Annotated in this window: 15 protein-coding genes; 2 read left to right on the top strand and 13 right to left on the bottom strand. The window is 72.0% G+C overall.

Annotated features, from left to right (window positions below):
* Positions 1-6 precede the first annotated feature (6 nt).
* From ACFQUZ_RS00495 to eno, 6 genes are all read right to left on the bottom strand, one after another.
* Positions 7-183, bottom strand: coding sequence for a hypothetical protein (locus ACFQUZ_RS00495; protein WP_377436674.1), 177 nt, complete (start codon positions 181-183; stop codon positions 7-9).
* 60 nt (positions 184-243) lie between these two features.
* Entirely contained in the window at positions 244-1179 is a 936-nt protein-coding gene (locus tag ACFQUZ_RS00500) for an exopolyphosphatase (protein ID WP_377436675.1), read from the bottom strand.
* Between the two features lie 10 nt (positions 1180-1189).
* A complete protein-coding gene (locus tag ACFQUZ_RS00505; protein ID WP_377436676.1) occupies positions 1190-1711 on the bottom strand; it encodes an amino-acid N-acetyltransferase in 522 nt (173 codons plus the stop codon).
* 1 nt (position 1712) lies between these two features.
* Positions 1713-2270 (bottom strand): DUF501 domain-containing protein, encoded by a 558-nt coding sequence (locus tag ACFQUZ_RS00510; RefSeq protein ID WP_377436677.1) that lies wholly within the window; start codon positions 2268-2270, stop codon positions 1713-1715.
* Between the two features lie 85 nt (positions 2271-2355).
* Complete coding sequence (locus ACFQUZ_RS00515; RefSeq protein ID WP_377436678.1) at positions 2356-2946, bottom strand: septum formation initiator family protein; 591 nt, start codon at positions 2944-2946, stop codon at positions 2356-2358.
* Positions 2947-3030: 84 nt separating this feature from the next.
* Positions 3031-4314 (bottom strand): phosphopyruvate hydratase, encoded by a 1284-nt coding sequence (gene eno / locus ACFQUZ_RS00520; RefSeq protein WP_377436679.1) that lies wholly within the window; start codon positions 4312-4314, stop codon positions 3031-3033.
* Between the two features lie 173 nt (positions 4315-4487).
* Between eno and ACFQUZ_RS00525 the strand changes: the two genes are divergently transcribed.
* Positions 4488-5228: a hypothetical protein gene (locus ACFQUZ_RS00525; protein WP_377436680.1), complete on the top strand. Its 741-nt coding sequence runs from the start codon at positions 4488-4490 to the stop codon at positions 5226-5228.
* 173 nt (positions 5229-5401) lie between these two features.
* A complete protein-coding gene (locus ACFQUZ_RS00530; protein WP_377436681.1) occupies positions 5402-5962 on the top strand; it encodes a hypothetical protein in 561 nt (186 codons plus the stop codon).
* Here the strand turns inward: ACFQUZ_RS00530 and ACFQUZ_RS00535 are convergent.
* The 7 genes from ACFQUZ_RS00535 to ACFQUZ_RS00565 all read right to left on the bottom strand — a co-directional run bounded on the left by ACFQUZ_RS00535 (position 5908) and on the right by ACFQUZ_RS00565 (position 16125).
* A complete protein-coding gene (locus tag ACFQUZ_RS00535) occupies positions 5908-6678 on the bottom strand; it encodes a DUF4184 family protein (RefSeq protein ID WP_377436683.1) in 771 nt (256 codons plus the stop codon). The genes ACFQUZ_RS00530 and ACFQUZ_RS00535 overlap by 55 nt on opposite strands.
* A 13-nt stretch (positions 6679-6691) precedes the next feature.
* Positions 6692-8314: a DUF885 domain-containing protein gene (locus tag ACFQUZ_RS00540; protein WP_377436684.1), complete on the bottom strand. Its 1623-nt coding sequence runs from the start codon at positions 8312-8314 to the stop codon at positions 6692-6694.
* Entirely contained in the window at positions 8314-8730 is a 417-nt protein-coding gene (locus ACFQUZ_RS00545) for a hypothetical protein (protein WP_377436685.1), read from the bottom strand. The genes ACFQUZ_RS00540 and ACFQUZ_RS00545 overlap by 1 nt, the downstream gene beginning before the upstream one ends.
* A gap of 426 nt (positions 8731-9156) precedes the next feature.
* Positions 9157-10194: a nucleoside triphosphate pyrophosphohydrolase gene (locus ACFQUZ_RS00550; protein ID WP_377436686.1), complete on the bottom strand. Its 1038-nt coding sequence runs from the start codon at positions 10192-10194 to the stop codon at positions 9157-9159.
* The gene (locus ACFQUZ_RS00555; protein WP_377436687.1) at positions 10191-10967 is read right to left on the bottom strand and encodes a SurA N-terminal domain-containing protein; all 777 of its coding nucleotides are present in this window, start codon (positions 10965-10967) and stop codon (positions 10191-10193) included. The genes ACFQUZ_RS00550 and ACFQUZ_RS00555 overlap by 4 nt, the downstream gene beginning before the upstream one ends.
* A gap of 98 nt (positions 10968-11065) precedes the next feature.
* A complete protein-coding gene (gene mfd, locus ACFQUZ_RS00560) occupies positions 11066-14740 on the bottom strand; it encodes a transcription-repair coupling factor (RefSeq protein WP_377436689.1) in 3675 nt (1224 codons plus the stop codon).
* Positions 14741-15090: 350 nt separating this feature from the next.
* Positions 15091-16125 (bottom strand): S66 peptidase family protein, encoded by a 1035-nt coding sequence (locus ACFQUZ_RS00565; RefSeq protein WP_377436691.1) that lies wholly within the window; start codon positions 16123-16125, stop codon positions 15091-15093.
* Between the last annotated feature and the right edge of the window lie 16 nt (positions 16126-16141).

Consider the following 16141-nt stretch of genomic DNA (forward strand, 5'->3'; position numbering starts at 1 on the left):
TGATGCTCACCGGGCACCACCACGGGCCCGGAAGGTGTCCACCACGGCGCGCACATCGGCCGGGGTGAGGCTGTCTCGGTGCTTCCACGTGGCGAGTAGGGCCCGCGCCTCAGCGCGGTTGTGGGGTTGGAACGGGGCGAGTGCCTTGGCCGCAACAGCGGCGGCAGGCGATAGGCTGGTCATGTCGGGGATTCCTCCCGGCCGGGCCCCCGTGGTGTTCCAGCACCAGCGGGGGCCATTCAGCTACAGAAAGCTGTAGCAGATGCCGTCGAGGATGTCGTGCTCACTGGCCACCACGGAGTCCATCCCGGCCCGTTCCATGATCACTTGAAGGACGAGGGCGCCCGCCCCGATCACGTCGGCCCGGCCGGGATGCATGACCGGCAGCGCCCGCCGTTGCTCCGCCGACATGGCGAGCAGGTCGGTCGTCACCCGGGCCACCTTGTCGTACCCCACCCGCGCGTGGTGGATCCGGCCCGGGTCGTACCCGGGCAGCCCGAGCGCGATGGCGGCCACGGTGGTGACCGACCCGGCGAGCCCGACCAGCGTGGCGGCCGTCCGACCCGACACGGCCTCGATCGCGCGGTCGACGGTCGCGGTGATGTCGGCCCGTGCGGCCGCCACCTCCTCCGGCGTCGGTGGGTCGCCGGGCAGGTGCCGCTCGGTCATCCGGACGCACCCGATGTCCACCGAGATGGCGGCGTCCACGGTGCCCGCGCCCACGACGAACTCGGTGGAACCACCACCGATGTCCACCACCAGGAACGGCGGCCGGGCGTCGGTGGACAGCCCCCGGACCGCGCCGGTGAACGACAGCCGGGCCTCCTCGTCGCCGGTGACCACCTCCGGCTCGACGCCGAGGGTACGCAGCACCATGGCCCGGAACTCGTCGGCGTTGGCCGCGTCCCGGGAAGCCGAGGTGGCCACCATCCGGATCCGCTCGGCGTCCAACTCGCCGATCGTCGCCGCGTAGTCGGCCAGGGCCACCCGGGTCCGCTCGATCGCCTCCGGGGCCAACCGGCCGGTCCGGTCGACGCCCTGCCCCAGGCGGACGATCTCCATCCAGCGGGTCACGTCCACCAGCGGCGCGCCGGGTCCGGCCGCCGCGCCCGGCAGGTCCGCCACCAGTAACCGGATGGAGTTCGTCCCGCAGTCGATGGCGGCCACTCGGCGCTTCATCCCGGCCACCCTACCGACCCAGCCGCAGCAGCATGCGGGCGTTGCCGAGAGTGTTGGGCTTGACCCGTTCCAGGTCCAGGAACTCCGCCACACCCTCGTCGTACGAGCGCAGCAACTGCTCGTACACCTGCGGCGGAACCGGCGCGCCATCGATCTCGACGAACCCGAACGAGCCGAAGAACGCGGTCTCGAAGGTGAGACAGAACACCCGGGTCACCCCGAGTTCGCGTGCCTCGGTCAGCAGGTCGGAGACGATCCGGTGGCCGATCCGGCGACCCCGGCAGTCCGGGTGCACGGCCACCGTACGGATCTCCGCGAGGTCTTCCCACATCACGTGCAACGCCCCGCATCCGATGACCGCCCCGTCGGGCTGGCGAACCGCCACGCGGAACTCCTGCACGTCCTCGTACAACGTCACGGTCGCCTTGCTGAGCAGTCGCCGCTCCGGGCTGTAGGTATCGACCAGTTCCCGGATCCCGCGTACGTCCGAGGTGCGGGCCCGGCGCACCACCACCGGATGCTCGTCGGCCATCTCAGGCCAGCTCCGTCCCGGATCGGTCCGGCTCGCCGACCGGCACGCACGGGCCGGCCGTCCACCACGGTTCCAGCAGCGCCAGCGTCTCGTCGCCGAACGGGTTCACCCCCGGGCCGGCCGCCAGCGCGTGACCCAGGTGCACGTGCAGGCATTTCACCCGGCCCGGCATCCCGCCGGCGGAGACTCCGGCGATCTCCCTCACCTGACCGATCGCCTCCCGGCGGGCCAGGTAGTCCTCGTGCGCTGCCCGATAGCGATCGGCCAACTCGGGGTCGGTGGCCAGGCGCTCGGCCATCTCCCGCATCAGCCCGGCCGACTCCAGCCGGCTGCACGCGGCGGTGGCCCGCGGACAGGTCAGATAGAACAGCGTGGGAAACGGCGTACCGTCCGCCAACCGGGGGGTCGTCTCCACCACGTCCGGCAGCCCGCACGGGCAGCGGTGCGCCACCGCGCGGGTCCCGCGCGGCGGGCGTCCGAGTTGCGCGGCCACCGCCGTCAGGTCACGCTCCGTTGCCGCTTCGCGGCTGGGTCCGGGTACGGAGTCCGCCGCGCTCATGCGAACCTGACCGGGCATGTCGTGTCGCCTGAGCCCGCGCTCACGGCCCTCGCCCCGCTCGGTGCGTTCGCCCGCGAGCTGGCCTTCATTCGGGCTCTCCGTCGTCGTTCGCCGCCCGGATGCTCGACCACAGTGTGTCGTACCAGGGAGCGGGGGCGGCGGGTCCGCCGTCCGGCTGCCCGGCGTCCGGCGTCCCGCTGCCCGGCAGCACGATCAACGGCTGCTCGCCCTTCTCCACCATGTAGAACCGCCGCTTGGCCTCGGTCTTGACGAACTCGGGGTTCTGCCACAGCGCAGCGCGCTCGGACAGCTCCCCGATCTTCTGCCGCTGCGCGGCCTGGGCGGCGGCGATCCGGTCGATCTCCGCCTGCTGGTTGAGATAGAGCCGCACCGGATAGGTGTACGCCAGCGCCAGCGCGATCAGCACCGCGAACAGCACCGTTGCCCGGCCGGTGAACCGGCGGGGCTCGATCGCGGTGGTGCGTTTGGTGGCTCCGGTCGCGGCGGTCCGGCGGGCGGAGGCCGGCCGGTTCGCCGACCGGGAACCGTCGGTGCTCCGGCCGCGCGCGGCGCTGTCCCGCTGGCCGCCGGCACGGGCGCCGCGGGCGGCACCGCGGCCCTGCTGTCCGGGGCGGCGGGCGGGCCGCTGACCGCTGGGTGTACGGCGCTGGCTCATGACCGGATCGGCTCCTCCCCCGAGGACTGGCGCACGCCGCCCGCGGTCGTGGCCCGCGGGCCACGACCGCGGGCGGCGTGGATGTCAGGCAGAACGGTAACGCGGGAAGGCACCGGCACCGGCGTAGCGCGCCGCGTCGGCCAGTTCCTCCTCGATCCGCAGCAGTTGGTTGTACTTCGCCACCCGCTCGGACCGGGCCGGAGCGCCGGTCTTGAGCTGGCCGCAACCCATCGCCACCGCCAGGTCGGCGATCGTGGTGTCCTCGGTCTCGCCGGAGCGGTGGCTCATCATCGTCCGGAAACCGGCCCGGTGTGCCAGGTCGACCGCCTCGAACGTCTCGGTGAGCGAACCGATCTGGTTGACCTTCACGAGGACGGCGTTGGCGGCGTTCTCCGCGATGCCGCGGGCGATCCGCTGCGGGTTGGTGACGAACAGATCGTCGCCGACAATCTGGATCCGGTCTCCGAGCGAGGCGGTGAGCGTCGCCCACCCGCTCCAGTCGTCCTCGGACAGCGGGTCCTCGATAGACACGATCGGGTACGAGTCGAGCAGCTTGTGGTAGTACGCCGTCATGTCGTCGGCGGACTTGCCGGCACCCTCAAAGGTGTAGACGCCGTCGGCGTGGAACTCGGTGGCGGCCACGTCGAGGGCGAAGACGATGTCGGTGCCGAGCCGGTAGCCGGCCTTGTCGACCGCCTCGGCGATCAGGTCCAGGGCGGCCGAGTTGGTCGGCAGGTCGGGGGCGAACCCGCCCTCGTCACCCAGTCCGGTGCTCAGCCCGCGCTTCTTGAGCACCGACTTGAGCGCCTGGTAGACCTCGGCTCCGGAGCGGAGCGCCTCCCGGAACGTCGGGGCACCGATCGGCGCGATCATGAACTCCTGGATGTCGACGTTGGAGTCGGCATGCGCGCCGCCGTTCAGGATGTTCAGCATCGGCACCGGAAGCAGGTGCGCGTTCGGCCCGCCGAGGTAGCGGAACAGGCTGAGTTCGGCACTGGACGCGGCGGCCTTCGCGACCGCCAGCGACACGCCGAGGATGGCGTTAGCGCCCAGGCCGGACTTGTCGGCGGTCCCGTCGAGATCCATCATCCGCTGGTCGATCAGCCGCTGCTCGCTCGCCTCGAAGCCGATGAGCTGGTCAACGACGCGGTCTTCGATGTTGGTGACCGCCCGCTCGACCCCCTTGCCCTGGTAGCGGTCGGCGTCGCCGTCACGCAGTTCGAGTGCCTCGTACGCGCCGGTCGACGCCCCGGACGGCACCGCCGCCCGCGCCACCGTGCCGTCGTCCAGCCCGACCTCGACCTCGACGGTCGGGTTGCCGCGCGAATCCAGGATCTCGCGGGCGACGATTCCCTCGATGGTGGCCACTGTGTGCTCCTCGCGTTGTCAGTTGGCGGGCCGCTTCGGCGCGGCGGTGGACCCCCACGCAGCGTATCGGGCGCGGGTGGCGCCTCGGGCGGTGGCTCCACGACATCCACCGGCTGGTACCGCTGGCGGGAAGGCGTTTGCGCGAGGTCGCCGTCGTGGACAAGGCTGGCGGTATGCCATCCCCGTCGACGCGGCCGCAGCTGGCCCCAGGATCCGTGGCGAAATCCCTGGTACAGGCCCTGGCCGGGGCGGTATCGGCCACCCTGTTGGTCAGTGGGTGCCAGACCCTGGACGACGCCGGCCGGGTCCTGTCCCGGTCGGAGCTGGTCAACGACCTCGCTGCCCGCCTGGAATCGGCGACGCAGCTGACCTACTCCGCCGACTACCAGTTGGCCGATGGCGCCACCGGCTCGATCGCGCAGGCCCAGGAGCCACGCCGGGCCTCGTACAGCTACCCCGGCGGCAAGATCATGATGAACGCGGAGGCGACCGCCCGGTGCTCCACCGCCAACGCGCCGGCGACATGCACGCTGGAGCCACCGCCGGCGCCCGGCACCCGGCCGCCCCTCACCTCGGTCAGCGCGGCCAGCCAGGCCGGCCTGGTCACCCCGCCGGTGGTCATCGCACTGCTCACCGACACCGCGCTGGACCAGGAGGCGGTCGTCGAGCAGGAGGACACCACGGTCGCCGGCCGGCACGCCACGTGCGTCCAGGTCAGCGAGGCGGCGAACGCCGCCGCGTCGAGCTTCTACGCCTGCGTGACCGACGACGGCATCCTCGGCAGCTTCCGCGGCTCGCTGGACGGCAAGGAGGTGGATACGGCACTGACCCGCTACCGGGACGCCGTGGACGGCACCGCGTTCGACATGCCCGAAGGCGCGGGCGTGGTGGACCGGCGGACCGCCCGCGACTGAGGCCTGTCTCGAAGCCCTTGGTCGAGCTTCGAGACAGACCCCGAGTACCGCCACTGTGACGCCGTCGCGCCCCCCGCCGCTACACCTTCAGGAATGCGTGCGTTTGCTTTCTCCAGCGGAGCCGGCTGGGACCCGGCCCGGTGCCGCCGATGCGATTCTGTGGGGGATCGATGATGGTCGACCTGGCTCGTTACGACATCGTCAGCTGCGTGGTGACCGGCCACGTCGCGGACGGTGTGCTCGTCCGCCTCACCACAGGGGAGGACGGACTCGTCGAGCGTGACTCGGTGGAGGAGGCGCCACCCGGCCCGGAGCACCGACCGCCGGTGGGCACCACCATCCCGGCCGTCGTCCTGGGAACCAGAGACGGCCGGATCCGGCTGGGCGGTCGTCCGGGATACGTGGCGCTGGTGCGCGAGGTCGACGACCCGGAGGCCATCCTCGGCGCGTGGGCACGGGTGCGAGCCGCCGACGAGGCGTACGCGGAGGCCCGCGGCGAGCTGTTCGACAGCCCGGACGCGGCCGCGGTGCTGCGCTGGGCGCTGAACCAGGCAGCGGACTCGCCGCAGGTGGCGTTCGCGCTACGGGCACTCCGGGACGCTCCGGCGGAACTCCAACTCGACCTCGCCGAGGAACTACGGCGGCTGTCCGCCGACGAACGGCACGGCTACCGGGTACGTCAGGTGCTGGCCGGAGCGGGCCGTGCGGTGCCGGATTCCCTCGGCTCGGACTGAGCCGGTGACCCGAACCGGACGGCTGCCGCGCCGAGCAACAGAGCGACCGCGCCGAGGTGTAACAGCCGGACTCCCAGGGCGGCAACGGTCCAGGCCGCGGGAAGGAACGGGAGCACGGCGAGACCGAGACCCATGGTCACGGCCGCCACGGTCCAGAACAGCCACCGCCGACCCGGTGGCGCCGACCGGTCCGCCCCGACCACCTCGGTACGCCCGGCGAATCGTGCCGCGACCAGGACCGCCACGACTCCCCCGACGACGGTGCTGGTCAGGTCCGAGACGGTCCACCAGTGGATGCCGGTGGCGGCGTGAAAATCCATACCGACCAGGGCGCGCAGCCAGCCGTCGGTGTGGGTCAACCAGTCCCAGCCGAGGTGGCTGAGCGAGCCGACCAACGCGGAACTCAAGGTGATCCACAAGCGATGCCGGTGCCCGCCGATACCCGCGTACGCCCGCCACCGGCCGGGCAGCTGCCGGGCCACGGGACCGACCGTCCGCCGGAAGATCCAGGTGTAGACCAGTGCCACCGGCAGGCACCACCAGATCAGGCCGGCCAGCGAGTGGGTGGGCATCGGCTCGGCGGCGGTGCCCCGGAGCAGGTAGCCGGCGTCGGGGGTGACGGTGCCGGCGCAGAGCGCCACACCGTCGAACCAGCGCGGACGCCACAGCTTGAGCGGCAGCACCGGTGCCGCGTGCGAGGGGAAGGTCAGCGGCATCGCGACGGTCGCCTCAGTCGGACGACAGGAGGGTCCGCAGGTGACGCGGGGGCGGCGAGCCGTGCGCCAGCATCTGGTCGTGCCAGCGGCGCGCCGGCGTGCCGGCCGGACGCGACGCGGCGATCGCGCTGACCTCGCTGTAACCCACGAAGTACGTCGAGAGTTGGGTCGAGGTGAGCAGCGCGCGTCGCCACTTGCCGGCCGCCTCACCCTCCTCCTGGAAACCACGGCGGGTCATCAGGTCCATGCCGTCGGCCTCGGACAACCCTTCGCAGTGCACGAGCTGGTCCAGGATGGCGTTGATGGTCATCCGCAGCTGCATCTTGAGCTGCTGGAGGCGGATCGGCAAGCCGCCGAACCCGGTGCCGACCATCAGCTCCTCGGCATACACCGCCCAGCCTTCGACGAACGGACCGGAGTAGCCGAGCGCACGCACCCGGCTGCTGCCCCGGTACCGCCGGGCGTGGGCGAGCTGAAGGAAGTGGCCCGGCATCGCCTCGTGCACGGTCAGGTTGCGCACCATGTGGTCGTTGTATTCGCGGTAGAACGACGCGACCCGCTCCGCCGGCCAGTCCGCCGGGGTGGGCGAGATGCAGTAGAACGTCGGCAGGTCCGCCGTTTCCAGCGACCCGGGCGGGTCGCAGTAGGCGACCGCGACCCCCCGGGCGAACTCGGGCATCTCCATCACGACGCACGGGTCGTCGATCAACGACACCAGGTCGTGCTCCCGGACGAAATCCGTGCACTCAGCGAGCGTGGCAGCGGCCAGACCGACGATGGAATCGTTGTCCGGCCGGTGCTCGGCGAGCTGGTCCAGCGCCCGGCGGACCGTACCCGCGTCCGCCGGGCCACCCACCAGCTCCGCCGCCGCCGCGGTGATCTCCTCGGTGACCCGTTCCAGATTGGCCTCGGCCCGGGCGAGCACCTCGGTCGCGGGAAGCTCGGTGTCCAGGGTGTGCCAGAGCCGCGCCTCCCACAACCGACGTCCCAGCCGAGGGTCGCGACCATCCGCCCCGTCGGTCGACAACCGGCCGCGCAACCAACCGACGAACGCCTCCAGCTCCCGGATCGCCTCGTCCGCGAGCGGCTGCACCCGGTCCCGCATCCCGGGCGCTGATTCGAGCAGCCGCGGCAGCTCGTCACGGACCAGCGCGGCGGTGCCGGCGAACTGACCGATCGCCGTCTCGACGTGAATCCGCGGCATGTCGTGGAGCGTGTCCCGGGCGGTGGCGAGCGCGTCCGGCACCGCGGCAAGCCGTCCGGCGAGGCTGGTCAGCCGCACGTCCGCCGGGGCGAACGGGCGGTCGAGCACCGCGTGCAGCGCCGCGCCCGGATTGTGCGTCAGCGGATCCCACTCGTACGACCGCACCTCGGTCGCCTCGAAGAGGAAGCGGTCGACATGTGAGGAGAGGATGGCGTGGTCGACTCGTTCCTGGACGTCCAACTGGTCAGGGTCGAGTTCGGACAGCGCGTTGGCGGCGTCGACAAGCATCGCCCCGGTGGCGGCCACGGCGGTGCCGGACAGGTCGGTCAGCCGGTCGTCGAACCGGTGATCACCCGCCTCGGTGGCGAGGTCGGGTCGGCTGGCCAGCAGCGCGTCGACGATCCGTTCGGCGAGCGGCACGAAGTCCTGCATCAGGCGACTCTACCGACCCGCCACCCGGGCCATCCCGGCAGCGCGGCGAGCCGGGCTACCGCGTGGTCCATATCGTCCGGCGGGCCGGCGGCGTACCCGAGCACCAGGCCGGCGGCCCGGACCGGCGCGGGCGCAGCTCGCTCAGCGGCACCGGACCGAGACCGCGGCCCGCGCGACAGCAGCCAGTGCCGTGTCATCGGTGCCGGGGGGCAGTTCGAACACCAGGTGCCGTTCGGCCGCCACGCCGGTGGCACGGTCAGCCAGCCCAGGCGCAATTGCCCGGCGCCGGACAGGCGCTCGGGGTGCTGCTGGTCGCCGCGGGCCTGGCCCTCGGCCTGACCAGCCGGTCCACCGGACTTGCCGGCACCGAACGGCCAGGATTCCACAAGGTTCCGCTGGCATGGCGCCGGCGGCACGTCGACGTTATATGCGGATCGTGACAACGATCGACGGTTTCCGGATGCGTACCGTCTGTGACGTCTCGGTAATCGTCGAGGTGGCCCCGACCCCCCTTTGCGCTGCTGCAGCCTACGCAGCACCCCGGTCGAACTCGAATAATAGTCGATTGTCGATGTTTGTCGTCGACCGTCGTCACTACTGCCAGTTGCTGTTGCATGGGCTACAGCAGCGCAAAGCGCTGCAACCGGGTCGCAGCACGCTCCCGTCATCTGTGACTGTGGGTGTTTCTTGTCGCCAGGCCGACCGGGATTGCCCGGGGGCGTCGCTTCGTGCTTCTTGTCGCAGTCCTTTGCGAGGAGTTCTCGGCGGGTTTGCCCGCCTGGGGTGAGCAGGCAAGGGCCTCCGTTGGGCCCGTCGATGTCGGCGACCGGGAACGGCGGTCGTCAGCGTCGCGGAACGTCGCCTCGCTCAGCGACGCGGACGGCGTCGGCATAGCGCGAGGTGGCGGTCCGCAGCGCCAGCTCCGGATCGAGTCCGGCCTCGTGCGCCCGGGCCACCAGCGCCAGCAGCTCGGCGCCCAGCCGGTCCTGCGGACTCCCGGCCGCCGGCTCGGGCCCCGGCTCCGACCCTGCCCCCGGCCCCGCCTGGACACCAGGTTGCGGCTCGGGCAGCGGCACAGCCAGCCCGGCCCGGGCCGTCCGCTCCAGGATCTTCGTCGCCAGCGCCAGCGCCGGCTGCCCCGTCGCGATCCCGTCGAGCACCGACTCCCGTGGCCTCTCCGCCTGCTTGATCCGCTCCCAGTTGGCGGTGATCTCCTCGACCGTCTTGACCGTCGCGTCCGCGAAGACGTGCGGATTGCGGCGGATCATCTTGTCCACCAGCCCACCCGCGACGTCGTCCACCGTCCACCGCTCGCTCTCGGGCAGCTCCTCGGCCAGCCGGGCGTGCAACACCACCTGTAGCAACACGTCACCCAGTTCGTCGCGCAGGGCCCCCAGGTCGCCGGTCGCGATCGCGTCGTACGCCTCGTAACACTCCTCCAGCAGGTACCGGGCGAGAGTGTGGTGCGTCTGTTCCCGCTTCCACGGGTCCCCGCCGGGCGACACCAGCCGGTCCAGCACGGCGACCGCGTCCAGCAGCCGGGCACCGGGTGGATCCCAGGAGCCGTACATCAGCTCCAGCTCGGCCCGACCCGGCTCCCGGGCCAGCCGCAGCCCCAACTCCCGGGCGAGCGCCTGATCGCCGGCCGGCCCGGCCAGCCACACCGCCGTACCGTGCTCGGCCGCCCCGGCCAGCAGGGCGTCCATCGCGCCGGCACCGACCAGCCGGACCTCGACGCCGGCCGCGCGCAGGGCCACCGTCAGCTCGCTCTCCTCGCCGGCGAGCGTCGGCGCCGCCCGTACGATGTCCCAGGCCGCCGCGGTCAGCAGCCCGGCCGGCAGCCGGGGCGAGGTGACCAGCAGGACGACCCGGGCGGTCACGGCTGCCGCGGCGCCGCGGAGGTCGGGGCGGTCGAGGGCGCCAGCTCGGTTACCGGGCCGGCCCCGTCGACGTACGGCAGCTCGTAGAAGATCGTCCCGTTCGGCCCGGCCACCACGCCCGGCACCGCGAGCGGCAGGAACCGTGGATTCACCGAAACGTCCAGCCGCTTGGCCTCCTCGGCCAGCGCCTCACTGATCGCGGTGTCCCGCTGCACGAACTCGCCGGTGCCGAACAACTGGCGCACCTGCTGGATCGGCAGCCCGGGGTCGATCGCGCCAGCCTTCACCAGAGACTGGTAGACGGCCAGCACCGAGTCGTCGCTCAGCTCGGCGGGTGAGAGCTTGCCGCCCAACGCGGTGTAGATGTCGAGCCACTCGGCCCAGAGCCGGGCGTACTCGGTGTCCGGCGGCATCCGGATCAGGCCGGCGACCCGGTCGGCCTGGTACTGGTCCGGCACGTCGATCTGCTTGGCCTCCGCCACCCGCCGGCCGAGGTCCAGGCCGACCAGGAGATTGACCACGTCCTGCCGGGTCACCGCCGAGCGGAGCTGATCCGGCGACGGCGAGATGTCCGCCTGCCGCGCCTCGGACTCGACGGCGGTGCGGTACCTCGCCTGGGCCTCGTCGTAGATCTGCTCCACCTGGTCGGCGGAAATTCGCTTGTCACCCACGTACACGGCCACGTCCGGCGCGGACCGCCCGCACGCGGAGACGGCGAGGATGCCCACGAGGACGAGCGAGACGACCGAACTGAGACGACGGACACGCTGCATGGCGGTCACTCTTTCATGACCCCCTTCCCGGCCGGGCGACGGCCTCAGGCTCGCCGGACCCTCCTCTCGCTCGCGACTGCGGGGCTCGCAAAACCGGCTCACTCCGCACGCTCGCCGAGGACGTCTTTCAGGAGTTGGCCGCACCACTCCAGCAGCGCCTGGTCGCGCAGCGGGTCGCCGCCGATCCGCCGGGTGCTCGGCCGCGGCACGCTTACCTGGTCGGCGGTCGACTTGTAGACCGCGTCGGGGTGGTAGCGCTTGAGCCGCAACTGCTTGGAATCGGGCAGCGGCAGCGGGCTGAACCGGATGTGCCTGCCCTGCATCGACACGTCCGCCAGTCCGTACCGGCGGGCGAGCAACCGGAACCGGGCCACCGCCACCAGGTTCTGCACCGGGGCCGGCGGCTCGCCGTACCGGTCGGTCATCTCCGCGACGACCTCCCGGAGCCGGTCCGCGTCCCGCGCCTCGGCGAGCTTGCGGTACATCTCCAGGCGCAGCCGTTCGACGCCCACATAGTCGTGCGGCAGGTGCGCGTCCACCGGGAGGTCGATCTTGACCTCGGTCTCCTCCTCCTGCCGTTCGCCCTTGAACGCCGAGACGGCCTCGCCGACCATCCGGACGTACAGGTCGAAGCCCACGCCCTCGATGTGCCCGGACTGCTCGCCGCCGAGCAGGTTGCCGGCTCCCCGGATCTCCAGGTCCTTCATCGCCACGTACATGCCGGCACCCAGCTCGGTGTGCTGCGCGATTGTCGCCAGGCGCTCGTGGGCGTGCTCGGTGAGCGGACGCTCCGGCGGATAGAGGAAGTACGCGTACGCCCGCTCGCGACCCCGGCCGACCCGGCCGCGGATCTGGTGCAACTGGGCCAGGCCGAGCAGGTCGGCCCGCTCCACGATCAGCGTGTTGGCGTTGGGGATGTCGATGCCGGACTCCACGATCGTGGTGCAGACCAGGACGTCGAACTCCTTCTCCCAGAAGCCGACCATCACCTTCTCCAGCGCGTCCTCACCCATCTGGCCGTGCGCCACGGCGACCCGGGCCTCGGGCACCAGTTCCCTGATCCGCCGGGCCGCCTTCTCGATCGACTCGACCCGGTTGTGCAGGTAGAACACCTGGCCGTCGCGCAGCAACTCGCGATGGATGGCCGCCGCCACCTGCTTGTCGTCGTACGCCCCGACGAACGTCAGCACCGGGTGCCGTTCCTCGGGCGGCGTGGCGATTGTGGACATCTCGCGGATGCCGGTGATCGCCATCTCCAGGGTGCGCGGGATCGGGGTGGCCGACATGGCGAGCACGTCGACCGAGGCGCGCAGCGTCTTGAGATGTTCCTTGTGTTCCACCCCGAACCGCTGCTCCTCGTCCACGATCACCATGCCCAGGCTCTTGAACCTGGTGGCCGACTGAAGCAGCCGGTGGGTGCCGATCACGATGTCGGCGCTGCCGTCAGCGACCTGTTCGAGGACCCGCTCCGCCTCCTTCGCCGTCTGGAACCGGGAGAGCTGCCGGATCTCCATCGGGAACTGGCTCATTCGCTCGGTGAACGTGTTGTAGTGCTGCTGGGCCAGCAGGGTGGTGGGCACCAGGACCGCGACCTGCTTGCCGTCCTGCACCGCCTTGAACGCCGCCCGTACCGCGATCTCGGTCTTGCCGTAGCCGACGTCGCCGCAGATCAGCCGGTCCATCGGGACCGACTGCTCCATGTCCCGCTTGACCTCCTCGATGGCGGCCAGCTGATCCGGCGTCTCGGTCCACGGGAACGCGTCCTCCAGCTCCCGCTGCCACGGCGTGTCCGGGCCGAACGGGTGACCCTTGGCCGCCTTGCGGGCCGCGTACAGCTGGATGAGCTGGGCGGCGATCTCCCGGACCGCCTTGCGGGCCCGGGCCTTGGACTTCTGCCAGTCGGTGCCGCCCATCTTGTGCAGCGCCGGCTGCTCGCCGCCGACGTACCGGGAGAGCTGGTCGAGCTGGTCGGTCGGGACGAACAACCGGTCGCCGGGCTGGCCGCGCTTGCTCGCGGCGTACTCGATGACCAGGTATTCCCGCGACGCGCCGTTCACGGTGCGCTGCACCAGCTCCAGGTAGCGGCCGATGCCGTGCTGCTCGTGCACCACGAAGTCGCCGGCCCGCAGCTCCAGCGGATCGATCGTGTTGCGCCGCCGGCTGGGCATCTTGCGCATGTCCCGGGTCGACGCGCCGCGCCCGCCGGTGATGTCGTTTCCGGTCAGCACCGCCAGCCGGGCCGTCTCGTCGAGGAAGCCGTGGTTGAGCGACCCGCAGGCCACCACCAGCTCACCGGTACCGGGCGGGTCGATGATCGTCTCGGTGGTGGCCGCGCCCAGTCCGGCGTCCCGGAGCACCTCGACGGCCCGCTGCGCGGGCCCGTGCCCCTCGAACACCAGGGCGACCCGCCATCCGTCGCCGACCCAGCGCTTCAGGTCGTCGACCACCCGCCCGGTCTCGCCGTGGTAGAGCGGGATGGCCTGGGCTGCCAGGGTGACCGCCACCCCCTCGTCGGGGGTGACCGTCACCGGCTCCGGCTCGTCCATCCAGTCCTCGACCGGTCGCGCCGGATCGGCCTCGGTGAGGCCGAACGGCGAGATCGACCACCATGGCTGGCGCAGCAGCGCGGCGGCGGCCCGCACATCGGCGAGGCTGCGGAACGCGGCCGCGCCGAGATCCACCGGCGCCTCAGCGCCGACCGCCGCCGCCGCCCAACTGGCCTGCAGGAACTCGTCCGAGGTACGAACCAGGTCGTGCGCCCGGGTGCGGATCCGCTCCGGGTCGCAGAGGAGGACGTGGGTGCCGGCCGGCATGCAGTGCAGCAGCAGTTCCAGGCTGTCCGGCCCGAGCAGCGCCGGCGCCAGCGACTCCATCCCCTCCACCGGGATGCCCTCGGCCAGCTTGTCCAGGATCTCGGCGAGTTCCGGATGTGCCTGCGCCAGGGCCCGGGCCCGCTCCCGCACCGCCGGGGTGAGCAGCAACTCGCGGCAGGGCGGCGCCCACAGCTGCGGCACCTGCTCGATGGTCCGCTGGTCGGCGACGGCGAAGGTGCGGATCTCCTCCACCTCGTCGCCCCAGAACTCGACCCGGGACGGGTGCTCGTCGGTGGGCGGGAAGATGTCCAGGATCCCGCCGCGGACCGCGAACTCGCCCCGCTTGGTGACCAGGTCCACCCGGACGTACGCCAGGTCGGTCAGCCGCCGGACGACGCCCTCCAGCGCGGCCTCGACCCCGGTGGCGAGCCGCACCGGTTCCAGGTCGCCAAGCCCCTTGAGCTGTGGTTGCAGCACCGACCGGACCGGCGCCACGATCACCTGGAGGGGTCCGGTGCGGCCGGCGGCGGGATCGCCGTCGTCCCCGCCAGCGGCGGTCCCGCCGGGGCCGGCGACCGGCGGACCGGCGTCCGGATGGGCGAGCCGGCGCAGCACGGCCAGCCGACGACCCACCGTGTCCGACCGGGGGGACAGCCGCTCGTGCGGCAGCGTCTCCCAGGACGGGAAGACGGCCACCCGGTCCGGTGGGAGCAGGCTGCCCAGCGCCGCTGCGAGATCATCCGCCTCCCGCGAGGTCGCCGTGACCACGAGCACCGGTCGGTCGGCCCCACCCTGACCGGTGGCGGCGGCCACCGCCGCCACGACGAACGGGCGGAGCGCGGGTGGTGCGGTCACGTCCAGTCCGTCCGCGCGGGCGTAGTCGCCGCGGGCGACGTCCCGGGCACGGGTCAGCGCGGGATCGTCGAGGGCCGCCGTCAACAGGCCGGCGAGCGTCGTCATGATCACAACCTTCGGGTACGCGGCGGAGTCGACGGGTGGGCTACGGATCGACCGATCGGCGGTGCCGATTCACAGTCGAGCGGGCACGCCGAAAAGTCCCCGCGCCCGGGTCGGGCGGGGGTGCCGGTTCGAGCCTATCTCCAACCAGCGACAATCCGAACGGGGAAGCCGTGTGGCGTGCACGGCGCCGGGGGAGGGCGGGATGGGCGAGGACGGCCGGGACGGGGGCGGCCGCGGCCCGTCCGAGGCGTCACCCGCCGGGGCCGCGACCCAGGCAGCCCGGCACGGAACGATCGTGGATTCGAGGTGCCCCTGGAGGAGCCTCAGGAATCCACGATCCACGTGGCCGGTCAGTAGCGCACGGAGATTCGGCGCTCGGCGGCGTCCACTCGGACGTCGCCGCCGTACGGGAGGATGAGCTGCGGGTCGGTGTGCCCGATGTCCAGGTCGAACACGAGCACAGCGTCCGGGGCGTACTCGGCGACGGCCCGGCGAACGGCGGCCCGCTGCGCCTCGACATACGCCCGCTTCTCCGGCTCGGCGAGCGGCCGGGGGATGTTCCAGGCCTTGGCCCGGCCGACCAGGATCGCCGGGAAGCCGGCGAGCAGTCCCCGCTCCCCCAGGTTGCGCAGCGTCCAGTAGACCTCCTGGTCCGAGGGCATCTCCTCGGAGGTCTCGATCACCAGTACGCGACCGGCGTAGTCGGCGTTCGGCCCGAACCGGCCAGCCTGCGCGATCCAGGACAGGATCTCCAGGTTGCCGCCCCACAGCAGGCCGGTGACCACGGTGTCCGGGCCGGACCACAGCCAGTCCGAGCCGGGGAACATCCGCGGCGCGGTGGTCGGAAACGCGGGATCGCGCCAGTCGCCCGGCTCGTCGGTCCACTCGGCGGCGGCGGTCAGCTCGTACCAGCCGCTGGTGAACAGCGCGGCGCGCAGCGAGTCCATGCTGGCCGGGTGGCTGGCGCCGCCCCGGCCGAGGTGGACCATCACCGAGCCGCCGTGGTAGCTCACGATGCCCAGCCCGTACAGGTGGTGCAGCAGATTGGTGTTGTCCGAGTAGCCGAAGAACGGCTTCGGGTTGGCCCGGATCACCTCGTCGTCCAGGTGCGGGATCACGGTGATCTGGTCGTCGCCGCCGATGCTGGCCAGCACCGCGGTGACCGACGGGTCGGCGAACGCGGCGGTGACGTCGCGGGCCCGGTCCCGCGGGTCGGCGCCCATCACCCGGGTGGTCGGGTACTCGACCGGATCCAGGCCGAGTTCGTCGCGGAGCCGGCGCAGGCCCAACTCGTACACCTCGGGAAAGACGCCCGGCAGCCCGGCGCCTGGCGAGACGATCGCGACCTTGTCGCCGGGGCGGGGTTTGGGGGGATAGCTCACCATGGGTAAACGGTATCGA

Source organism: Plantactinospora sp. GCM10030261 (assembly GCF_042666615.1).
GTDB lineage: Bacteria > Actinomycetota > Actinomycetes > Mycobacteriales > Micromonosporaceae > KBS50.

Excerpts from the sequence above, each read along its gene's own strand:
- ACFQUZ_RS00495 (WP_377436674.1), bottom strand. The coding sequence starts at position 183 with ATGACCAGCCTATCGCCTGCCGCCGCTGTTGCGGCCAAGGCACTCGCC.
- ACFQUZ_RS00500 (WP_377436675.1), bottom strand. The coding sequence starts at position 1,179 with ATGAAGCGCCGAGTGGCCGCCATCGACTGCGGGACGAACTCCATCCGG.
- ACFQUZ_RS00505 (WP_377436676.1), bottom strand. The coding sequence starts at position 1,711 with ATGGCCGACGAGCATCCGGTGGTGGTGCGCCGGGCCCGCACCTCGGAC.
- ACFQUZ_RS00510 (WP_377436677.1), bottom strand. The coding sequence starts at position 2,270 with ATGAGCGCGGCGGACTCCGTACCCGGACCCAGCCGCGAAGCGGCAACG.
- ACFQUZ_RS00515 (WP_377436678.1), bottom strand. The coding sequence starts at position 2,946 with ATGAGCCAGCGCCGTACACCCAGCGGTCAGCGGCCCGCCCGCCGCCCC.
- ACFQUZ_RS00525 (WP_377436680.1), top strand. The coding sequence starts at position 4,488 with ATGCCATCCCCGTCGACGCGGCCGCAGCTGGCCCCAGGATCCGTGGCG.
- ACFQUZ_RS00530 (WP_377436681.1), top strand. The coding sequence starts at position 5,402 with ATGGTCGACCTGGCTCGTTACGACATCGTCAGCTGCGTGGTGACCGGC.
- ACFQUZ_RS00535 (WP_377436683.1), bottom strand. The coding sequence starts at position 6,678 with ATGCCGCTGACCTTCCCCTCGCACGCGGCACCGGTGCTGCCGCTCAAG.
- ACFQUZ_RS00540 (WP_377436684.1), bottom strand. The coding sequence starts at position 8,314 with ATGCAGGACTTCGTGCCGCTCGCCGAACGGATCGTCGACGCGCTGCTG.
- ACFQUZ_RS00555 (WP_377436687.1), bottom strand. The coding sequence starts at position 10,967 with ATGCAGCGTGTCCGTCGTCTCAGTTCGGTCGTCTCGCTCGTCCTCGTG.
- mfd (WP_377436689.1), bottom strand. The coding sequence starts at position 14,740 with ATGACGACGCTCGCCGGCCTGTTGACGGCGGCCCTCGACGATCCCGCG.
- ACFQUZ_RS00565 (WP_377436691.1), bottom strand. The coding sequence starts at position 16,125 with ATGGTGAGCTATCCCCCCAAACCCCGCCCCGGCGACAAGGTCGCGATC.